The sequence below is a fragment of the Gottfriedia endophytica genome, from assembly GCF_017814275.1.
Taxonomy (GTDB): domain Bacteria; phylum Bacillota; class Bacilli; order Bacillales; family Bacillaceae_G; genus Gottfriedia; species Gottfriedia endophytica.
Genome location: NZ_JAGIYQ010000003.1, coordinates 273,113 through 293,472 on the forward strand (window position 1 = coordinate 273,113; position 20,360 = coordinate 293,472).

The window sequence follows — 20,360 nt, forward strand, 5'->3', positions numbered from 1 at the left end:
TCTATTTTTTCAACATTAGAAAAGACATCTAAGTATGAAATTTATACTAGATGTCTTTTTTTTGCTTTTGAAAGTGTAAAAAGGTTAAAGGAGAGGAAATGGAAAAATGAATCAAAGTGAAAATAGTATGGCTAAGATTCTAGAAGTTGCATCTAGGCTTTATAAAACTACTCAAGAAGAAATTAAAAAACTATCCGGTGGTTACCAAAATGAAGTTTATGAGTATAAAGTAGGGGAAGACGGTCTAATTCTTAGAATAACTAAGAATATTCATAGGGAAATTGATGCATTAAAAAGTGAATTGGATTTTATTGAGGGTTTTCATCAGGCGGGAATATTAGTCTCTACTCCTATTCATTCTATCAATAAGAAAAAGATAGAAGAAATTACAATTGGAGATGAAAAATTTTATATTACATCGTTTACAAAAGCTGAAGGACATCTAATAAATGTCTCTGATCCAAATGAATGGAATAACAAGTTTTTTCAAAAATGGGGTCAAACGATGGGGAAAATGCATTCTCTAGTTAAAAATAATAATCAAACCTATAAAAGAAATCACTTTGGGACAAACATTAGTCAAATTAATGAAACAACTAGATTTTTATCATCAATAAGTGATCGAATGGCAAAAGGATATGAAAGTTTAATAACAAAATTAAATTTACTAAAAAAAGATCATGATACATACGGTCTCATTCATAATGATTTTCATCAAGGGAATTTCTTTGTTAAAGAAGGACAAATGACAATTTTTGATTTTGATGATTGTTCTTTTAATTGGTTTGCTCAAGATATTGCAGTTTCGTTTTATCATGCAGTATGGCAAGGGATGTCGTTTAATCCAGATAACCAATCCTTTCCTCATCAATTTCTAGAAAGCTTTTTTAAAGGGTACCGAGAAGAATGCGAACTTAAAAAAGATACAATAGTACAAATCCCACTTTTTTTAAAACTTCGTGAAGTGTTTTTGTTTACTCTTTTTAATGAGAAATGGGAACTGGAACAACTTGAAGAGTGGCAAAAGTATACTTTAAATGATTTAAGGTTTCGTATTGAAAATGAAATTCCATATACAGATATTGATTTTGTATCTTTTAGATAAGCTACCCTGAAAATAATCTTAAAAACAGTAATCATAGGATAAATTCCTTATTTTTCATGGGCCATGTTACGAATGTTATTAGCATGGATGTCTCTTTTCTTTAAGATTGTTGATTTTAGGTTTTTTAATATAAAAGACAGAAGTAGATTGGAACGGAAGGGTACCAGGCTCCTGTGGGAGATGTGGGAAGGCTGAGACCCCCCCGCAGGCTTGCCGAGGAGGCTAGCTCACGCCACGCGGAAAGTGAGCAACCTGGAGTTGTAATCAACTAACGCATTCTAAGATAAAGAAAACACCGAATTCCTTAAAGGTGAAGGAAACTCGGTGTTTTCTTTTTTATATCATAATTTTAATGAAGTCTGTTGGAAAGATAAACTACTTCGACTACATAATAAACATTGGAAACATAAGATTGCAAATAAACAAGAAATAAGAATGACATGCATTAAAGCGACATACAGATTTAAATTTGTTAAAACAATTAAAGCTCCGCAAATAATTTGTAAAATAACTAATATAAGGGAAGAAAGCCAACCGATATAGATACCACGTTCAAGCTGATAATGTTTAAATGCATGAATAAAAGCGATTACAATCCAAACAAATAAAAGAAATGCCGCCATTCGATGGCCCATTTGTACCCATTCGTGAAATTGAGTTGGGAACCCATGATTTGCTTTACTACATAGTGGAAAGCTTGGACAAGCTAAACCTGCACTTTCGTGTCTTACTAAGGCACCGGTATAAACAACTAAATATGTATAAATTGTTAGACCAAAAGTGTGGAATTTCATTTTTGAATCAACATAGAATGAATTTTTTTTAAAATTTTCTTCTTTTTCAAAAATTAAAAGCGTTAACATAATAACTGAAGCAAAAGATACGAGAGAGATACCAAAGTGAATTGCACGTACTGCTGGAATTTGTCCCCATACAACCGCTGCTGCTCCAATTAATGCTTGAGCAATTAAAAAAATAACAGAAATAATGGCAAGAAACTTTGTTTCATGTTTATGACTGATAAGTTTCCAAGAAAGTATAGCTAATAAAAATACTAGAATTCCTGAAATACCTGAAGCAGCTCGGTGTGATAATTCTATAACCGTATGGAATGTAATATGATCTGGAATTATTTGTCCTTTACAAAGTGGCCAAGACCTTCCGCATCCTAAAGAAGAATTTGTTTTTGTAACTAACGCTCCACCTATCAAAACAATTAAAAGTGCAAAAGAGGTTAGAATAGAAATCAATTTTAAAAACCGTAACAATATGTACACCTACTTTAACAAAAATGAATTTGACTATTTTCGAAGAAATAAAAAGTTAGTTAAAATGATACTACTATATCATATAAGATATCATCGAAAAATTCAAAGAATTGTTACTCATCAGTCTTTATTTTCTACCATTCTATTTAAAATAAAAATAAGTAGGAAGTAACAATTTTATTATTAAATAGTATTTGGTATTGAAAAGGATACATATTTAAGTTAAAATTTTTACGATGCGACACAAAAGTTTCACATTTAATTCACATAATCTTCAATATTTTTAGTTTAATAGAAATAGAGATAAATCATTAGAAATGTCTCATGAAACGTGTTATGTTGATATAGAAGTGATTTAATTTTGTCGACAAGGAGGATTTAAATGGAACAAATTTTAGATAATGCCAAAAAAGATATAAATTTAAGCGAACTTCCTCCAAACTCATTGAAAAAAGATCTATTTTCTCTAATGAAAATTGGGATTGTGAATTCAAATATTTTAACTACTTTCACGGGTATTTGGTTAGCTATTCGCTTAAATAATTTAGATATTTTACAAAGTTTACCAAAGGCATTGTTAGCACTTATAGGATCATCATTAATTATCGCAGGATCATGCGTAATTAATAATTTTTATGATAGAGATATTGATCCTTATATGGAAAGAACTAAAAATAGACCTACAGTAACAGGTAGTATTAAGCCATTAAATACAATATTACTTGGAATAGCATTGCTTATTGCAGGGTTTATTACTTTAAGTTTTACGACAATGATGGCAGTTGTTTATGCATTTATCGGTGCATTTTCATATATAGTTTTATATACAATGTGGACAAAACGCCACTATACGTTAAATACAGTAATCGGCAGTATTTCAGGTGCAGTGCCACCATTAATTGGTTGGGCAGCAATTGATCCTAACTTGCACTTTGTTGCATGGATGCTGTTTTTAGTTATGTTTATCTGGCAGCCACCACATTTTCTTGCATTAGCAATGAGAAGAACTGAAGAGTACCGTGCAGCTGGTATTCCGATGCTTCCAGTTGTATATGGTTTTGAAATAACAAAACGCCAAGTCATGATTTGGATTCTTTGTTTACTTCCACTACCATTTTATCTTCACCAATTAGGTTTACCATTTATCATATTAGCTTCTTTATTAAATATAGGTTGGATTGTATTAGGAATATATTGCTATCGTACTAAGGATGATGAAAAATTCTCTAAATTGATGTTTATTTATTCGTTAAATTATTTAACGATTCTCTTTATATCAATGATTGTTTTCACATTACCATTTTAATAGCAATTTTAAAAAAACTTTGGGGAAAGTTTTATGGGGATTTTTTACGTTGTGAAATAGACTTATTCAAAATAGGTACTTAGCTAATTCGGTTATTAACGAAATTGATAATAAATGGCGTGAATGATTAGATTAGCTAGGTACGATTGAATGAGTCATATTTATATTTCATTTTGAAAGAGGGGGAAGTTAATTTATGAAACATTGGCGATTAGTCTCGCTAGTTTCCTTAATTGCAGTTTTTTTAAGCGCTTGTGGAAACGCTAACCAATCAGCACTGCTACCTCAAGGTGATGTAGCAAAAATGCAATATGATTTAATGAAACTAAGCACAGGTATCATGGTATTTGTAGTAGCTGTCGTTACTGTCATTTTCCTATATGTTGTGATTAAGTTCAGACAGCGCAAAGGTCAGGAAGAAATTATTCCAAAACAAGTAGAGGGCAATCATACATTAGAATTAATTTGGACTATTATTCCTATCATCTTATTACTTGTTTTAGCAGTTCCAACAATTAAATACTGTTTCGAGCTTTCAGATCAAAAGCAAATCGCAAAAGAAGAACAGAAAAAAAATTCGATTGTAGTAAATGTAAACGCTCACTTATTTTGGTGGGAGTTTGAGTATCCAAAACAGAAAATTGTGACTTCGCAAGATTTAATTATTCCAGTTGGGAAGAAAATATTAATTAATCTAAAAGGTCAAGATATTAAGCACTCTTTCTGGGTACCATCTTTAGCTGGTAAATTGGATACTAACGTTGAAAATACAAACAAAATGTGGTTAAAAGCAGATAAAGTAGGTACATATAACGGCTTTTGTGCTGAATTTTGTGGTCCTTCACATGCATTAATGCAATTCAAGGTAAAAGTTGTTAGTCCAGAAGACTATGATCAATGGCTAGTAGCAATGAAGGATGCAAAAGGTCAAGCTACAACAGCTGATGCAAAAGAGGGACAAAAAGTATTCCAACAAAGCTGTATTGCTTGTCATGCTGCAGATGCCAATGACTCTCGTCCAGCAACGGCTCGTATTGCGCCAAATTTAGCTAACTTTGGTGATCGAGAAATGATTGCTGGTATTGCAAAACATAATGAAGAGAATTTGAAAAAATGGTTAAAAGATCCTGAAAAAATGAAGCCTGGCAACTTAATGGCAGGTAAATATGGAAATTTAACTGATCAACAAATTGATTCATTAACTGCATATTTAATGAGTTTAAAAGTATCTAAGTAAAATAGCTTAATAGGAGCAGAGGGGGTAGTTCTGTGAGTTCTGTGGGGAAAAAGAAAGGTGTAATCTGGGACTTTCTAACAACTGTAGACCATAAGAAGATAGCAATTCTTTATCTGATTGCAGGTGGAATTTTCTTCATACTTGGTGGTCTTGAAGCGTTATTTATCAGATTACAATTAGCAATTCCAAATAATCATTTTTTAATAGGAGATGCGTATAACCAAGTATTAACAATGCATGGTACTACAATGATCTTTTTGGCAGCAATGCCTTTAGTTTTTGCATTTTTTAATGCAGCAGTTCCGTTACAAATTGGTGCTCGTGATGTTGCATTTCCGTTTTTAAATTCATTAGGATTTTGGTTATTTTTCTTTGGTGGTATTTTCTTAAATTTAAGTTGGTTCTTAGGTGGAGCACCTGATGCAGGATGGACTTCATATGCGACACTTGCTATTGCAAGTAAAACACATGGACCAGATTTTTATTTATTAGGGTTACAAATTTCAGGTATTGGTACACTTATTGGTGGTATCAACTTCCTAGCAACTATCATTACAATGCGTGCTCCAGGAATGACATATATGCGTATGCCATTATTTACTTGGACAGTATTTGTTACTTCAGCTTTAATTTTATTCGCATTCCCAGCTTTAACAATCGGTTTAGCTTTATTAATGTTTGATCGTCTATTTGGAACAGCATTCTTTAATGCTGCTTTAGGTGGAAACTCAATGATTTATGAACATTTATTTTGGATCTTCGGTCATCCGGAAGTATACATTCTGATCTTACCAGCATTCGGGATTTTCTCTGAGATAATTTCAGTATTTTCTAAAAAGAGATTATTCGGATATTCTTCAATGGTGTTCGCAACAGTATTAATCGGTTTCCTTGGATTCATGGTATGGGCTCACCATATGTTTACAGATGGACTAGGTGCAGTTCCAAATGCAATCTTTGCTGTTGCTACAATGGCAATTGCAGTACCGACTGGTGTGAAAATTTTCAACTGGTTATTAACGATGTGGGGAGGCCAATTGCGTTTCACAACACCAATGTTGTGGTCAGTCGCATTTATTCCATCATTTGTAATGGGTGGTGTTACTGGAATTATGCTTGCTGCGGCACCTGCTGACTATCAATTCCATGACAGCTATTTCGTTGTAGCACATTTCCACTACGTTATCGTTGGTGGTGTAGTATTCGGGTTATTTGCTGGTGCCACTTATTGGTGGCCAAAAATGTTCGGTACAATGTTAAATGAGAAATTGGGCAAACTTACATTTGTATTATTCTTTATTGGTTTCCATTTAACTTTCTTTGTTCAGCATTTCTTAGGATTAATGGGTATGCCAAGACGTTATTTCACATATCTTCCTCACCAAGGATTAGATACTGGAAACTTAATCAGTTCAATTGGTGCAGCTTTTATGGGAATTGCAACAATAGTTCTTTTAGTTAATGTTATCTACACTACGGTTAAAAATGAAAAAGTTGGAAATGATCCTTGGGAAACTGGCCGTACATTAGAATGGTCAATTTCATCTCCACCACCTGAGTACAACTTTGCACAATTACCATATGTACGTGGACTAGATCCACTTTGGATTGAAAAAATGGAGGGTAACGGTGAAATGACACCAGCTGAACCTTTAGGAGATATTCATATGCCTAATTCTTCATTCCTACCATTTGTCATGTCATTCGGTTTATTTATTGCTGCATTCGGTGCATTATATAATGATAAGTTTACAAATAAAACATCAATCATTGTAATGTTTGGTGGTATATTAATTACTTTTGGGGCTATGTTCCTTCGTTCTTGGAGAGATGATTTAGGGTATCATATTCATAAAGAAGAACTTACTGACAAGGGGGTTAAGGGATAATGGAATTAAATCAAAAATTTACAGCTGAAACATTTCCGCATGACCCTGAAAAAGCAACCCTTGAAGGTCGTAATAAGTTTATAGCATTTTGGCTTTTCCTTGGTGGAGAAACTGTTTTGTTCTCTTCACTATTTGCAACATTTTTAGCTTTAAGAAATTCAACTGCAGGTGGTGCTGCTGCACATGAAATGTTTGAGCCATCGACAGTATTCCTTGCAACAATGTTGTTATTAACATCATCATTAACAAGTGTTTATGCAATGTACCACATGAAAAACTTTAATCATAAGCAAATGAATGTATGGTTGGGTATTACTTTATTATTAGGACTTGGTTTCCTAATTCTTGAAATTAATGAGTTTAGTCATTATGTTGAGCATTATCATTTTACAATTAAAAGTAGTGCATTTGGTTCATCGTTCTATCTTTTAGTTGGTACGCACGGGGCACACGTATTAGTAGGTCTTTTATGGATCACAACATTATTGCTGCGTAATGCAAAACGTGGATTAAATTTATACAATGCTCCAAAATTTTATGTTGCTAGCTTATACTGGCATTTTATTGATGTAGTTTGGATTTTCATCTTTACTGTTGTTTATTTAATAGGAATGGTGGGATAAGAACATGGAAATGAATGCAAATTCTCATCAAAATAAAGTTGATTTGAAGTATAGACGTAAAAAAAGTGCTGAGGAAATGAAGCATCAGTTAATATCTTTTGTCATGATGATTTTATTAACGGTTCTTTCATTTGTATCAGTTATCTATCGTGATCATTTGGATCCTTACTTTACAATTCCATTTATCATACTATTGGCAGTAATCCAATTAGTGTTTCAACTTTATTATTTCATGCATATGAAAAATAAAGAACACGGAATTCCTGCAATGTTTCTTTACTCAGGATTAGTAGTTGGATTAGTTACTGTACTGGCATTCGTTACAATTGTTTGGTTATAAACAAATAAAAATTAAAACGGCTACTACCTAGTAAGGTGTAGCCGTTTTTTGCATGGATTACATAAGCGCCTACTTTTTCTTTTTTGGTAGGCTACTCTAATATAACAACTAAAAAGAAAATTCTTATATGATGTTTTCCTTATTATTTTTTCCATGGTGCGATTTTTATTAGCATGTATGTCCCTTTTTTAAAGGATGTATTTTTTGAAGGGCTCTTTTTTAAAATTGTTGCTTAGAGATTTTAATTTAAATGAGAGAAGTTGATTGGAACGGAAGGGTGAAGGGCTTCTGTGGGAGATGCGGGAAGGCTGAGACCCCACAGGAGCGATAGCGACGAGGAGGCTCAGCTCACGCCCCAAGGAAAGCGAGCATCCTGGAGTGGAAATCAACTTACACATACTGAAATAGAAACAATGTTTAGGAAAACAATCTTTAGGAAAAACCTACCAATTATATATAAATTGTCACAATTAAGTTTGTAGTCTAGTTGATTTTTGTTATATAATTTATTAAAATAATAGTTTACAATTAAAGGATGTGCACCTATGTTTGATTTAAGAATGTTTGGATTTAGTGCATTGTGGAGTCCGAAATTATTTGCTATATTATTGATGATATTATGCTTGTATTTTATTTTTACTGGGCCACTTCGAAAACGCTTTAGCCAAGATGGAGAGACATCTTTAAAACAAAAGGTTTATTTTACGATCGGCATTCTATTAATTTATATTGCTCAAGGTAGTCCAATTGATTTAATTGGTCATATCATATTTACTGCACATATGTTTGAAATGGCATTACTTAATTTAGTTGCACCGATTTATATTATTTTAGGAATACCAAATTGGTTATGGCGTTCAATACTAGGTAATAAATACATAAATACTGTTTTTACATTTTTTACAAAGCCGTTGCTCGCTATGCTGTTATTCAATGGATTTTTCTCTATATATCATTATCCTTTAGTATTTGATCATGTTAAAACTAATCCAATAGAGCATATTGCTTTTATGAATTTCTTATTCTTACTAGCAATTTTCATGTGGTTTCCTGTAATAAACGCTTTACCGGAAAGACAGATATTAAGTGATATTCAAAAAATAGGTTACATTTTTGGAAATGGTATTTTATTGACACCTGCATGTGGACTAATCATTTTTGGGGGACATGCATTTTATGCTACCTATACTGATCCAGCGATATGGACGAAATCTATGGAGCTATGTGTATCTCCAGGACTATTAAAGTCACTACATTTGTCAGGACCTGAAGCCTTAAATATTATGACTGCTGCTGAAGACCAACAAGTTGGTGGTATAGTGATGAAAATCATACAAGAAATAGTATATGGTTTTGTAATGGGATATAATTTCTTTAAATGGGCAAAAAGGGAGAAAAATGGAAGTAAAATCGATCCGATTTCTCAAAACCCTTATGCTGCGAAAATGAATGGAGTGTTAAATGAATGAATTCTTTACCGATTTTACCAACTATTAGTATAAGTTTCATCGTCATCAGTGCAATATTTGTTGCCATTGGATGGATACTAATTGCTAAGAAGAAAGTCGAAGCTCACAAAAAAACTATGTTTGTTGGTGGTGTATTTGCACTTTCATTCTTTATTCTTTATCTAACTAGAACGGTATTTATAGGAAATACCTCATTTGGAGGACCAAATTCACTAAAAATCTACTATCATATCTTTTTGTTCTTCCATATCTTTTTAGCTACGACTGGTGGGGTTTTTGGAATTGTTTCACTGGCAAGTGGTTATAAAAATAAACTTAAACTTCATCGTAAAATTGGGCCAATTACAAGTGTTATTTGGTTCTTTACAGCAATAACTGGAGTAGTTGTATACTTGCTATTATATGTTTTTTATAAGGGTGGAGAAACTACTTCAATGATTAAAGCAATATTTGGTTTTTAATCAAACAAAAAAGCTATCAATTGATAGCTTTTTTTGTTTGACTATAATATGAATTATAGAATTATGAATTTACTTACAAGTTCAATTTGCTCTTGAGCTTTCTTTAATAATTCGTTACTGCGCTCAACAACTGAAGTAGGAATAACTTCATCTTCACCATATTCTACTCCATGAGGATAGTAATGTTTTCCTAGAATAGGTGTTAGTAATTGTACTTTACTACTTGATGAATCAGTTGATCCCTCAACAGAATAAGCTTGAACACGTAAATAGAAAACTTCATCACGTACTTCAAATTTATAATCATACGTAACTCGTTCGTAATCCCACTGACCAGCTAGGACAAAACCTAATTCTTCCATAATTTCTGTCAATAGTGAAGTATTTATTACATGTTGTTCTAAATTGGTATTTTCAAATTTCATTTTTATATCCCCCTTATGGAATTAGAAAATTTCCCTATTAATATAATATTATCAATATTAAGAATGTGCAATGAAAAGCTTTCTAACTTATCAAACTAATTTGATATATTTTTTTAGAAATTTTGGCTACAATGGAGATATAGAATCAAATAGCACTCTTAATTTCCGAAGGGATGGGCTGGATGGATAAATTTTTTAAGCTAATTATTGTAACGATATTCGCAACAGTATTGTTCGCAATATCACCAGTTTTGAAGGATTTATATAATGAAAAAATTATGGGGACAAAAAAAGACCAAAATCATCAGGTAGAAAATACTTTTATACAATACACTTCTGCAAAAAATATGAAAGGTTCAGTAGCTGAATATCTTGGGAAAAATGTAGCTGATGTCATTAAACAATTTGGAACTCCTTCAAGAAAACAACCATCTGAATATGATTACACTTGGTATATTTATGATAAAGATTCAAGTCATTATACGCAGTTTGGGATTGAAAAAGGTAAGGTAGTTACAGTGTTTGTAGCAGGAGATAAAATAAATGTTTCTCCATTTTTGATCGGAGAACACTACGAAGATGTTAGTGATAATGGTAGTGTTAATGACAAACTTTCTTTTTCGATTCATGATAATCAGTATACCTTTAAACTAAAGCCTAATGAACTTAATGAACGTCCACTTATCCCATGTAAAAACGGATTTGCTCAACTCTATTTTGATCGTTTCACCGGTGTTTTATTAGGAATTCGTTATTTAGATCCTAAAACATTAGTAAAGCAAAGACCGTATGAATTAATTTATACTGGAAAATTAATAAACGCTAAAAAGCTTTCTTCCTCAGAACAGGCTATAGTTGATCGTGAAGAAGAACGTCAAATATTATCTCTAACGAATATTTATCGTGCTCGAATGCATGAAAGTAATTTGAAATGGAATAATCAAGCAGCAAAAGTTGCTCTTGGTCATAGTATTGACATGGTTAACAATCATTACTTTGATCACAACTCTCCTAAATACGGAACTTTTGCAGACCGTTTAAATAAAGATCACGTTGTTTATCAATTAGCAGGTGAAAATATTGCAGCCAATTATGTTGATGGGATATCGTCAGTTTATGGATGGATAAATAGCAAAGGGCACCGTGAAAATTTCTACAATAAGAATTTTACTTCTCTAGGTGTTGGCTCTTACAAAAAATATCAAACTCAAAATTTTATAAAATAGAGATAGGGAATTTTGAGGTGAGGGGCATGCGGCCCGTAAATACAAATAGGCTAGCTTTAAAGATTGGTTTATCTTTAAAGCTAGCCTATTTTTTATGAAGAGACAGACACCAATTACATTTAAAATCATAGTGATGGAGTAACGTGATTTCTTTATTGATTGGAGTGACAATAATGAGCAATGATGTAAAAAGACGTTCTGTAGAACATTTTAAAGAGTTTGTAAAACGACATCCAAAGCTCAGAGATGAAGTCCGAAATGGGAATAAGACATGGCAACAATATTATGAAGAATGGTACTTATATGGTGAAGACTCTGATATATGGAAGCCATATTCAGATAACCGTAATAATCCTCAAAAAGACTTGATAAGTGCAAATGATGGAAATGGATATCTTGGTAAAGTGATGTCGCTTGTAAGAAACTTAAATCCGGATCAAATTCAAGGACATTTATCGAATGTTAATTCTACTTTAACAAATATACAGCAGCTAATCTCTCAATTTAAATCACCCTCTTCAACATCACAACGGAACCAAAATGCAACTCAGAATCAACCATTTAACTTTAGAAAAGATTAAAGGAGATGGAGTATGAGAAAAGATGTACTTGATTTCTTACAAGGCAACGAAGACTATATTAGATTTATTCGCATTCAACCAAAATGGTACCGTACATTAACTAGAAATCCAGAATTACTTGAGGATTTTCGTTTAGCCTCAATGCAATTTTTTGGTAAAACGATTCCTCAAAGAGTAGATAAATTACAAAATCAAGTTCAAATGGCTTCATTTATGGTAGAAATGTTTCAAGCGTTAAAAGAACAGCAAGGTACAGAAACTACTGAAAATGAATAAGAGAAAACATACATTCTGTTAATGCTTTTTGCTACAATAGAAATGTGAGTTAGAAAGGAGCAAAAAGCATGACAGAAATATGTTTAGTAAGGCATGGACAAACAGATTGGAATTTTTCTGGTATCATTCAAGGTAGAGAAGATATTCCATTAAATATAGTAGGGAAAGAACAAGCTAGACAAAGTGCTGAGTTTTTAAGTAAAGAAAAATGGGACATGATAATTTCTAGTCCGTTAAGTAGAGCGGTAGAAACTGCGAAAGCAATTGCAGAATTTACTAAGCTTGATAAAATCTTAGAAGATAAGCGTTTTATAGAAAGAGATTTTGGACAAGTAAGTGGTAAAAACGTGTCTGAGTATCGAAATAAATATAATGCAGACGAAATTGAAAACATAGAAACAATGAAGGATTTAATGACAAGAACATTTACAGCATTAGAGGATGTTGCGAAAAACAATGAAGGCAAAAAAATCATAATTGTTGCACATTCACACACTATAAAAAGCATTTTACATGCTATTGATCCTAAAAAAGTAAATTTTGAAACGAAATTAAATAATGCTTGCGCAAGCTACGTGGAGTATAAAGATAATAGTTGGAGTATAAAAGCCTTTAATGTATCTGACCATATTACGATTTAATAAAATAAATGATTTATCCCGCAAATAGTAACAAAGTGTTAAACAATAAATGGTAAGTTCAACTATTCGTCTTTTCATCTGTTTTATGATATTATTACATCTTGGAGGTGTAAGGAAATGTATGCGACACTTGAAACCTTGCAACTTATGACAGATGCTGAAGATATTGCCAAGATGATAATTACATCTGAATTGGCAGCTGAATATAGAAGAACACATAAAGAATTACAACAAGATCTTGTAGCCCAAGAAGTAATTTCTCGTTTTGTTAAAATGAAAGATAAATATGAAGAGGTTCAAAGGTTCGGAAAATACCATCCGGATTATAAAGAAACTCGTAAACAAATGAGTGAAGTAAAGAGAGAGCTTCAACTGAATGACAAAATATCAGCCTTTAGAAAGGCAGAAGACGATATTCAGTTATTACTTGATGAAATAAGTTGGACAATAGCTCAGTCTGTTTCTCCATCAATAAAGGTTCCATCAAGTAATCCCTTCTTTGCTACAAGTGGCGGTTGTGGTGGTTGCAGTACTGGAGGTACATGCGGCTGTCGAACAAAGTAATTTTTTGTTAAGACTCTTTTTTAAAAGATTGTTGCATTTGAGATGTGTAACTTTAAAGACAAAAGTTGATTAGGACGGAAGGTTCGAGACTCCTGTAGGAATAGCTGGAAGGCTGAGACCCCGCAGGCTTTCCGAGGAGGGCTTAGTTCACGCCCCACGGAAAAGGGAGCATCCTGGTGTTGTAATCAACTAAGCAATCTAAAATAGCAACAATGTATACGAAAACAGCCTTTATTAAATAAGCTGAACGGTGAGAGAGAGTAAGTCATCGTTTAGCTTTTTTTATCTACTTTGTAATCTTTGTTAAATCGAATACAATCTACGCATTGATTTCCGCAGCAAAACATTTTTGTTTGTGGAACGAGAAATCGGTGTCTAAAAATAATCGTATTATTTTCTTTTCGAACGAAATTAATATGATAAGTTACTTTATAGATTGAAATTAGTTGATTTGCACAATCCTTTAATAAGGATTCATATTGATTTATTGGTATTGGCTCGTTCTCTTCTTTAATATAAATAAAGTAACTTCCGCTTACTTTTTTCTGTTCTACCGAATGAATCAGTTTGTTAAATCTTAAACATTGAAAAAACGACTCCCAGATAGCCTCTAACAATATTTCCACATCCTTTTAGATTTGTACAATCTATCGTTGCAATTAAAAAAAAGGATATGATATTCTAAAATTAAGGAAGAAAAAAGGAGAACGTTATGTTTGTTCAAAGACAAGGAATTATTATCTATCTTCAATCGTTAAAACAGTCAAAAATACTTAGAAAGTTTGGCAATATTCATTATGTCTCTAAACGTCTAAAGTATGTTGTACTCTACTGTAATATGGATGATGTTGATCGTACGATCGAAAGACTAAAAAAGTTCCATTTTGTAAAAAAAATAGATTTATCTTTAAAGCCTTTTATTAAAACAGAATATGAAGGTAAAAATTCTGAACGCAATAAAGAATACGATTATCAAATAGATTAAAAAACGATTGAATGGTTAGGTAATTTAGCTTGAAAAAAGCTTTTTTACATTTAGTACCGTTCAATCGTTTTTTTTTAGGCTTTTTCTAAAAGATTGTTGCATTTGAGATTTGTAACTTTAAAGAAGAAGTTGATTTCAACGGAAGGTGCGAGACTCCTGTGGGAATAGTGGGAAGGCTGAGACCCCGCAGGCTTGCCGAGGAGGCTCAGCTCACACCCCACGGAAAGGGAGCATCCTGGAGTTGTAATCAACTAACGCAATCTAAAATAGCAACAATGTTTCTAATATCAGCTTTTTTATATTTCGTAAAATTACTTTAAAGGAGAAATAAGGTGATTTAACCTTAATATCCCAATTACATATTGATGAAATAATTCTTTCTCAAAAAATGAAGTAGAATGTCTAAGGTTCAAGGTGATAATTTCTTTTTCTAAACTACTTGCTAGATCATTGATCAATTGTTCTCTTTTGGAAATGGAATCACCTGTTAATTTAATACCTTCTCTACAATAATATATCGGTTGAAAATCACCAATAGAAGTTGGTTTGAAAATAACTGCAAATGAACAGTATGTATCTTTATCCTTTGAAGTTGTGAATTTAAGCAAATGTGCGACTCTGCTTTTTTGAGCTGTAGCTAATTCGATTAACTCATATAAATCAGAATATCCTTCACCAAGTTCAATCATTCTTTGAATCATATTTTTCCCCTCCAATTAATTCATCAACTATTTTACATGATTCGGAATGTAATGAAAACATTCTTTAAATGACTACTTTAATTAAAAGGATCTTTTCTAAAGGCTGTTTTCGTAAGCATTGTTGCTATTTCAGTATGTGTAAGTTGATTTCCCCTCCAGGATGCTCGCTTTCCTAGGGGCGTGAGCTGAGCCTCCTCGTCGCATACGCTCCTGTGGGGTCTCAGCCTTCCCGCATCTCCCACAGGAGCCCGGCACCCTTCCGTTCCAATCAACTTCTGTCTTTTTAATAAAAAACCTAAAAGCAACATTCTTAAAAAAAAACAGCCTTTCTAAAAGATTATTGTTTTAAAAAGAGTTTGTTAGAGGAATCTGTTGATTAAAAAGTTGATTGGAAAGTATGAGGAGTTATTCTAAATAAAAAAAACCCTGCTTTCGCAGGGCCCTTCTTATAAAAGTGTACTAACACTTAAAAGAAGGCAAAGGGAGAGGAGAAACCGGAGGAAGAACTTATGGGGAAACGTAAGTCTTCTCCGCGGTTGGCAACAACATCAACTAAGATGTTGTTGTTTCTAGTTATTTCCATTCAAATTAGTTTTATACATTTGAAGAGGAATGTTTTCTTTGTATAGATATGTATTCACATTTTCAAATAAGTTATAATAAAAGAACGATTAAACAACAGAGTCTATATCGATAGAACTTTTTGTGGTAGGATAATGTAGAATTAAAAGGAATTAAGGTGTGAAAATATATGAGAGTAGTTTCAGGAAATTGTAAAGGATTAAGTTTAAAAGCAGTACCTGGCATGAGTACAAGACCAACTACTGACAAAGTTAAAGAAGCAATGTTTAACATTATCGGTCCTTATTTTGAAGGTGGATTAGTGCTTGACTTGTTTGGTGGTAGTGGAGGTTTAGGAATAGAAGCTTTGAGTAGAGGGATTGATCGTGCAATATTTGTTGATCGAGAAGCAAAAGCTATCAAAACAATTAAAGAAAATTTGGTAACTTGCAAATTGGCAGATCATGCTGAAGTTTATCGTAATGATGCAGAGCGTGCAATAAAGGCAATCGTTAAACGGGAGCTCCAATTTGATTTAATTTTATTAGATCCACCTTACAAGGATCAAAAAATTATTTCATTATTAAGAATTATCGATGAACACAATTTATTACATAAAAATGGTACAATTCTAATTGAGCATGCTACCGATGTAGAGCTTCCAGCTGAAATTGGAAATTTTACTCGAAGAAAAGCTGAAACTTATGGAATTTGTGCTGTAACAGTATATCGATTTAATGAAGAGGTCTAGGGGGACAAAATGAAGAAAATAGCTGTATGTCCAGGCAGTTTTGATCCAATAACATTGGGTCATTTGGATATCATAAAACGTGGAGCCAGAGTTTTTGATGAAATACTTGTTGTAGTATTAAACAATTCATCTAAAAAACCACTTTTTACTGTTGAAGAACGTTGTGAATTGATTAGAGAAGCGACAAAAGATATTCCTAATATTCGTGTAGACTTCTTTAGCGGTTTGTTGATGGATTATGCAAAGAAGCAGGAAGCAAGTGCTATTTTACGTGGCTTAAGAGCGGTTTCTGATTTTGAATATGAAATGCAAATTACCGCAATGAACAAAAAATTAGTAGATGAAATTGATACGTTTTTTGTAATGACCAATAATCAATTTTCTTTTTTAAGTTCTTCGATTGTAAAAGAAGTAGCAAGATATGGCGGAAATGTAAAAGATTTAGTGCCTGAATGTGTAAACAGTGCTTTAAAAAATAAATTTAAGGAACCTCAAGCTTGATTAAGCTTGGGGTTCCTTTTTTTTCTTCAAAATTTTTATTAAAAGGATAATGATATACACATAAAGCGAAATGAGGGTGAAAATGGGGCCGTAATTTGATAAAGAATTGGAAAGCATGTGTGGAATAGTATCTTCGAAAAAATTAAAAGTTGGAATAGTTGAATGAATATGCTCACTACTTAATTCGTTAAAATTAAGCAATCTCCAGAATATAACAATTAGAATAGGTGACAAAATAGCTTGAATAATTCTTCCAAAAAAATATGGTTTAAAACGAAGTCCTGCTTCTGATATGATACTTGCAACTTGGGCATGTATTGAAAGGCCTCCAAATCCAAGTAACACACTTGTTATCATTACTTGTTGAAGAAGACTGCTTTGAGTTACTTCACTTATTAACTGACTTCCTAATGTAATCTCAAATAATCCTGAAACAAATGGTGGAGCTAAGTCTTTGTGAAAAGAAAAAAACGAAAAGATCCCTTCTATAAAATGACTGAAAAAAGTAATGAATCCAATTTCAAAAAGTAATTTATTCAAAACAGAAAATGTAATGATGAATCCACCTATCATCAATAAAGTTTGAATGGAGGTGACTATCGCATCTCCTAGTATTTTGCCGACCGGTCTTTTTTCATTTGTTCTTTTCATATGTAATACGCGAAATGCTCTTATTAATCTATTTTCTTTATGTTGACCTCTAGTATGCCTGTATTTCATAGTTTCATTTGAATGATAAAAACGCATAATCAGCCCAACAATTGCGTTCGAAATATAGTGGCTTAATGCAAATAATATTCCTAGATGACGGTTATTAAAAAAACCGACTGAAACTGCTGCAAATATAAAAAGAGGATTTGAGGAATTTGTGAAAGAAATAAGGCGTTCAGCTTCTACTTTTGTTAATTCACCATCTTTATACAAATTAGTTGAAATTTTGGCCCCAGCTGGGAAACCGGATGCCATACCCATAGCCCATACGAAACCACCAACACCGGGTACTTTAAATAAGGGCTTCATTAATGGTTCTAATAAAACGCCAATAAAATTGACTATGCCGAAACAAATTAATAAATCACTTAAAATAAAAAAAGGCAATAATGACGGGAAAACAATTTCCCACCAAATGTTTAGTCCACGCTTAGAACCTTGAAGTGCAACGTGTGGATAACAAATTAATGTAAATGTTATAAAAATAAGTGTTAGGCTTATGAAAATAGTTGTTAAGTAATTTTTTTTCAAGAAATAAACCCCCAATAAGTAATAAGATTAATAAACTACAATGGAATGTCGTAATACTGTTATTTTAGAAATATATATTAAATAGAGGAATTTTTGAGTGTAATCAAAACACGATGATAAAATGATGCTTCACAAAATTTGAATGAAATTAATTCTATATAGGATCGAGTGATAGAATTGGACGTAAGACCAAACTTCAAATTTTAATTTGATAAAAACTTGTACTACGTTATATATACGTATTGAATATTCGATTTTAGACCAACGAGTTCAGATGGAGGGGAACATCTTGGAACCAAAAATTGGTTTAGCCTTAGGATCTGGAGGAGCTAGAGGGTTTGCACATATAGGGGTTATTTCGGTGTTACGAAAAAATAACATTCCAATAGATTTCATTGCTGGTAGTAGTATAGGAGCAATGATTGCAGTTTTGTATGGAGCGGGTTCGAATATTGAGCGTTTATATCAAATTGGTAAAGTGTTTAAATCAAAATACTACTTAGATTATGTCGTTCCAAAAATGGGGTTTATTTCTGGAAAACGAATTAAGGAGCTAATAAAAATTTTAACATTTGGAAGAAAAATTGAGGAACTTGATTTACCTGTTGCCATTATCGCAACCGACTTGCTTACTGGGCAAAAAATCGTTTTTCGTGAAGGGGATATTGCAACAGCGGTAAGAGGAAGTATTTCGGTACCCGGTATTTTTTTACCAGAAAAATGGAATAATAAACTGCTTGTTGATGGTGGAGTAGTAGACCGTATCCCTGTTTCGGTTGCAAAGGAGATGGGAGCAGACTTAGTTTTTGGAGTCGATGTTTCACCGATAACTGTTAGTAATGAAGTTTCAACAATATTTGATGTAATCATGCAAAGTATTGAAATAATGCAGCATGAACTTGTACGTAATCGAGAAATTGCTTCAGATATTATGCTAAGACCGAATATAAATCATTATAGTTCGAGGAACTTTAATGATTTAGAAAAGGTGATTAAAGCTGGTGAAGAAGAAGCTGAAAAAAACATAGATCAGATCTTTAAGACAATCCATTTATGGAAGGAGAAACAGAATGAAGCAAAGGATTAGAACAGTTAATCTTCTTTTAGTCATCGGAATTGTACTATTAGGATTGTTTGTCATACCATTACCATATTTTGTAACGAAGCCAGGTATGGCTGAACCGTTAGAGTCTCATGTTAAAGTAGAAGGTGCTAAAGACCACACCGGAGAATTTATGATGACGACAGTCTCAATGGGGCGCGCCAGTATTTATACTTATTTAGAAAGTTTTATAAATCCTTTATATCAAATTTATAAAAAAGATGAGGTAATGGGAAATGGAGAAACAGACGAAGAATACAATTTTAGACAGCATCTCTATATGGAAGACAGCAAAAAATCAGCAATTATTACTGCCTATCGTTATGCTGGTAAACCATATGTAATTTCAAATAATGGTGTTCTTGTTGTAGCTATAGTAAAAGATATGCCAGCAAATGGCGTATTAAAAGTTGGAGATCTCATTCAGAAAATCAACGGACAACCCATACATAATGCTTTCGATATAAAGAAAATACTTCAAGATTCAAAGCCAAATTCAACGTTTATGCTAGATATAGTGAGGAATAATAAACCAATTAGACTTAATTTGAAAACAGCGCCATTTAAAAAAGATCCGAATCACTCAGGATTCGGCGTATCATTATTGACGAATGAAATATTAAAATCGACCCCTTCAGTAGAAATTGAAACAGAAAAAATTGGTGGGCCATCTGCTGGGTTAATGTTTACCCTTGAGATTTACGATCAATTAGTTGATGGTAATTTGACAAAGGGATACGAGGTTGCAGGAACAGGAACTATTGATGAAAAAGGAAATGTAGGGGCAATAGGTGGAATTTCACAAAAAATAGCAGCAGCTTCTAAAGCAGGTGCAGATATCTTTTTTGCACCCTCAGAAAATGGAGCAAAAAATTCAAATTACAATGAAGCAAAAAAAACAGTAGAAAAATATCACTTTAAAATCAAGCTAGTACCTGTCAATTCATTTAAAGATGCCGTTCAATATCTAGAAAAATTACCACCTGAAAGAAAATCGGGATAAACTTGATTAGCTCCTATAGATATTGGAGTAGAGAGATATGAGTGAGAAGTCAGTGGTTCGTCCGCCGATAGGGGTGGATTTTATCTAATATCAACATTTTTAT

23 protein-coding genes are annotated in these 20,360 nt (G+C 32.7%); 18 read left to right on the forward strand and 5 right to left on the reverse strand.

The annotated features are described in order from the left end of the window. Positions 1-106 precede the first annotated feature (106 nt). On the forward strand, positions 107-1,105 hold the full coding sequence (locus J5Y03_RS06180; protein ID WP_209403631.1) for a phosphotransferase enzyme family protein: 999 nt from the start codon (positions 107-109) through the stop codon (positions 1,103-1,105). Between the two features lie 341 nt (positions 1,106-1,446). On the opposite strand, the gene J5Y03_RS06185 is transcribed toward J5Y03_RS06180, so the two are convergent. After that, positions 1,447-2,373 carry a COX15/CtaA family protein gene (locus J5Y03_RS06185; protein ID WP_209403634.1) on the reverse strand — a complete coding sequence of 309 codons (927 nt, stop codon included), beginning with the start codon at positions 2,371-2,373 and terminating at the stop codon, positions 1,447-1,449. 382 nt (positions 2,374-2,755) lie between these two features. On the opposite strand from J5Y03_RS06185, the gene cyoE reads away from it, so the two are divergent. The 7 genes from cyoE to J5Y03_RS06220 all read left to right on the forward strand — a co-directional run bounded on the left by cyoE (position 2,756) and on the right by J5Y03_RS06220 (position 9,698). Continuing rightward, a complete protein-coding gene (gene cyoE, locus J5Y03_RS06190; RefSeq protein ID WP_209403636.1) occupies positions 2,756-3,679 on the forward strand; it encodes a heme o synthase in 924 nt (307 codons plus the stop codon). Between the two features lie 196 nt (positions 3,680-3,875). Beyond that, a complete protein-coding gene (coxB, locus tag J5Y03_RS06195; RefSeq protein WP_209403638.1) occupies positions 3,876-4,916 on the forward strand; it encodes a cytochrome c oxidase subunit II in 1,041 nt (346 codons plus the stop codon). Positions 4,917-4,948: 32 nt separating this feature from the next. After that, positions 4,949-6,805 (forward strand): cytochrome c oxidase subunit I, encoded by a 1,857-nt coding sequence (gene ctaD, locus J5Y03_RS06200; RefSeq protein ID WP_209403640.1) that lies wholly within the window; start codon positions 4,949-4,951, stop codon positions 6,803-6,805. After that, a complete protein-coding gene (locus J5Y03_RS06205; RefSeq protein ID WP_209403642.1) occupies positions 6,805-7,428 on the forward strand; it encodes a cytochrome c oxidase subunit 3 in 624 nt (207 codons plus the stop codon). Before ctaD ends, J5Y03_RS06205 begins: the two co-directional genes overlap by 1 nt. A gap of 10 nt (positions 7,429-7,438) precedes the next feature. Further along, positions 7,439-7,768, forward strand: a complete 330-nt coding sequence (ctaF, locus tag J5Y03_RS06210) for a cytochrome c oxidase subunit IVB (RefSeq protein ID WP_245208797.1) — start codon at positions 7,439-7,441, stop codon at positions 7,766-7,768. Positions 7,769-8,313: 545 nt separating this feature from the next. Continuing rightward, on the forward strand, positions 8,314-9,237 hold the full coding sequence (gene ctaG / locus J5Y03_RS06215; protein WP_209403646.1) for a cytochrome c oxidase assembly factor CtaG: 924 nt from the start codon (positions 8,314-8,316) through the stop codon (positions 9,235-9,237). Continuing rightward, positions 9,234-9,698 (forward strand): DUF420 domain-containing protein, encoded by a 465-nt coding sequence (locus J5Y03_RS06220; protein ID WP_209403648.1) that lies wholly within the window; start codon positions 9,234-9,236, stop codon positions 9,696-9,698. The genes ctaG and J5Y03_RS06220 overlap by 4 nt, the downstream gene beginning before the upstream one ends. 53 nt (positions 9,699-9,751) lie before the next feature. On the opposite strand, the gene J5Y03_RS06225 is transcribed toward J5Y03_RS06220, so the two are convergent. Next, positions 9,752-10,123, reverse strand: a complete 372-nt coding sequence (locus J5Y03_RS06225; protein WP_209403650.1) for a YugN family protein — start codon at positions 10,121-10,123, stop codon at positions 9,752-9,754. Between the two features lie 182 nt (positions 10,124-10,305). On the opposite strand from J5Y03_RS06225, the gene J5Y03_RS06230 reads away from it, so the two are divergent. The 5 genes from J5Y03_RS06230 (at position 10,306) to J5Y03_RS06250 (ending at position 13,411) form a co-directional block, all read left to right on the forward strand. After that, complete coding sequence (locus J5Y03_RS06230; RefSeq protein WP_209403652.1) at positions 10,306-11,349, forward strand: CAP domain-containing protein; 1,044 nt, start codon at positions 10,306-10,308, stop codon at positions 11,347-11,349. A gap of 173 nt (positions 11,350-11,522) precedes the next feature. Beyond that, positions 11,523-11,930 (forward strand): YlbD family protein, encoded by a 408-nt coding sequence (locus tag J5Y03_RS06235; protein WP_209403654.1) that lies wholly within the window; start codon positions 11,523-11,525, stop codon positions 11,928-11,930. 12 nt (positions 11,931-11,942) lie between these two features. Further along, positions 11,943-12,206, forward strand: a complete 264-nt coding sequence (locus J5Y03_RS06240; protein ID WP_209403656.1) for a YlbE-like family protein — start codon at positions 11,943-11,945, stop codon at positions 12,204-12,206. 68 nt (positions 12,207-12,274) lie between these two features. Then, complete coding sequence (locus tag J5Y03_RS06245; RefSeq protein WP_209403658.1) at positions 12,275-12,847, forward strand: histidine phosphatase family protein; 573 nt, start codon at positions 12,275-12,277, stop codon at positions 12,845-12,847. Positions 12,848-12,964: 117 nt separating this feature from the next. Then, positions 12,965-13,411, forward strand: a complete 447-nt coding sequence (locus tag J5Y03_RS06250; protein ID WP_209403660.1) for a YlbF family regulator — start codon at positions 12,965-12,967, stop codon at positions 13,409-13,411. Positions 13,412-13,683: 272 nt separating this feature from the next. On the opposite strand, the gene J5Y03_RS06255 is transcribed toward J5Y03_RS06250, so the two are convergent. After that, on the reverse strand, positions 13,684-14,028 hold the full coding sequence (locus J5Y03_RS06255; protein ID WP_209403662.1) for a hypothetical protein: 345 nt from the start codon (positions 14,026-14,028) through the stop codon (positions 13,684-13,686). 95 nt (positions 14,029-14,123) lie between these two features. Here J5Y03_RS06255 and J5Y03_RS06260 point away from each other — a divergent pair, with 95 nt between their 5' ends. Beyond that, positions 14,124-14,396 carry a YlbG family protein gene (locus J5Y03_RS06260; RefSeq protein WP_209403664.1) on the forward strand — a complete coding sequence of 91 codons (273 nt, stop codon included), beginning with the start codon at positions 14,124-14,126 and terminating at the stop codon, positions 14,394-14,396. Positions 14,397-14,707: 311 nt separating this feature from the next. Here the strand turns inward: J5Y03_RS06260 and J5Y03_RS06265 are convergent, their stop codons facing one another. Next, complete coding sequence (locus tag J5Y03_RS06265) at positions 14,708-15,097, reverse strand: DUF7147 family protein (RefSeq protein WP_209403666.1); 390 nt, start codon at positions 15,095-15,097, stop codon at positions 14,708-14,710. Between the two features lie 751 nt (positions 15,098-15,848). On the opposite strand from J5Y03_RS06265, the gene rsmD reads away from it, so the two are divergent. Together rsmD and coaD are read left to right on the forward strand one after the other, a co-directional pair. After that, on the forward strand, positions 15,849-16,409 hold the full coding sequence (gene rsmD, locus J5Y03_RS06270) for a 16S rRNA (guanine(966)-N(2))-methyltransferase RsmD (protein WP_209403668.1): 561 nt from the start codon (positions 15,849-15,851) through the stop codon (positions 16,407-16,409). A gap of 9 nt (positions 16,410-16,418) precedes the next feature. Then, positions 16,419-16,910, forward strand: a complete 492-nt coding sequence (coaD, locus tag J5Y03_RS06275; protein ID WP_209403670.1) for a pantetheine-phosphate adenylyltransferase — start codon at positions 16,419-16,421, stop codon at positions 16,908-16,910. Here coaD and ylbJ read toward each other — a convergent pair whose 3' ends face one another. Beyond that, positions 16,911-18,152, reverse strand: a complete 1,242-nt coding sequence (gene ylbJ, locus J5Y03_RS06280; RefSeq protein WP_209403672.1) for a sporulation integral membrane protein YlbJ — start codon at positions 18,150-18,152, stop codon at positions 16,911-16,913. Between the two features lie 286 nt (positions 18,153-18,438). Between ylbJ and J5Y03_RS06285 the strand changes: the two genes are divergently transcribed. Together J5Y03_RS06285 and J5Y03_RS06290 are read left to right on the forward strand one after the other, a co-directional pair. Then, complete coding sequence (locus J5Y03_RS06285) at positions 18,439-19,239, forward strand: patatin-like phospholipase family protein (RefSeq protein WP_209403881.1); 801 nt, start codon at positions 18,439-18,441, stop codon at positions 19,237-19,239. After that, complete coding sequence (locus J5Y03_RS06290) at positions 19,223-20,257, forward strand: SepM family pheromone-processing serine protease (protein ID WP_209403674.1); 1,035 nt, start codon at positions 19,223-19,225, stop codon at positions 20,255-20,257. Before J5Y03_RS06285 ends, J5Y03_RS06290 begins: the two co-directional genes overlap by 17 nt. Positions 20,258-20,360: the final 103 nt, after the last annotated feature.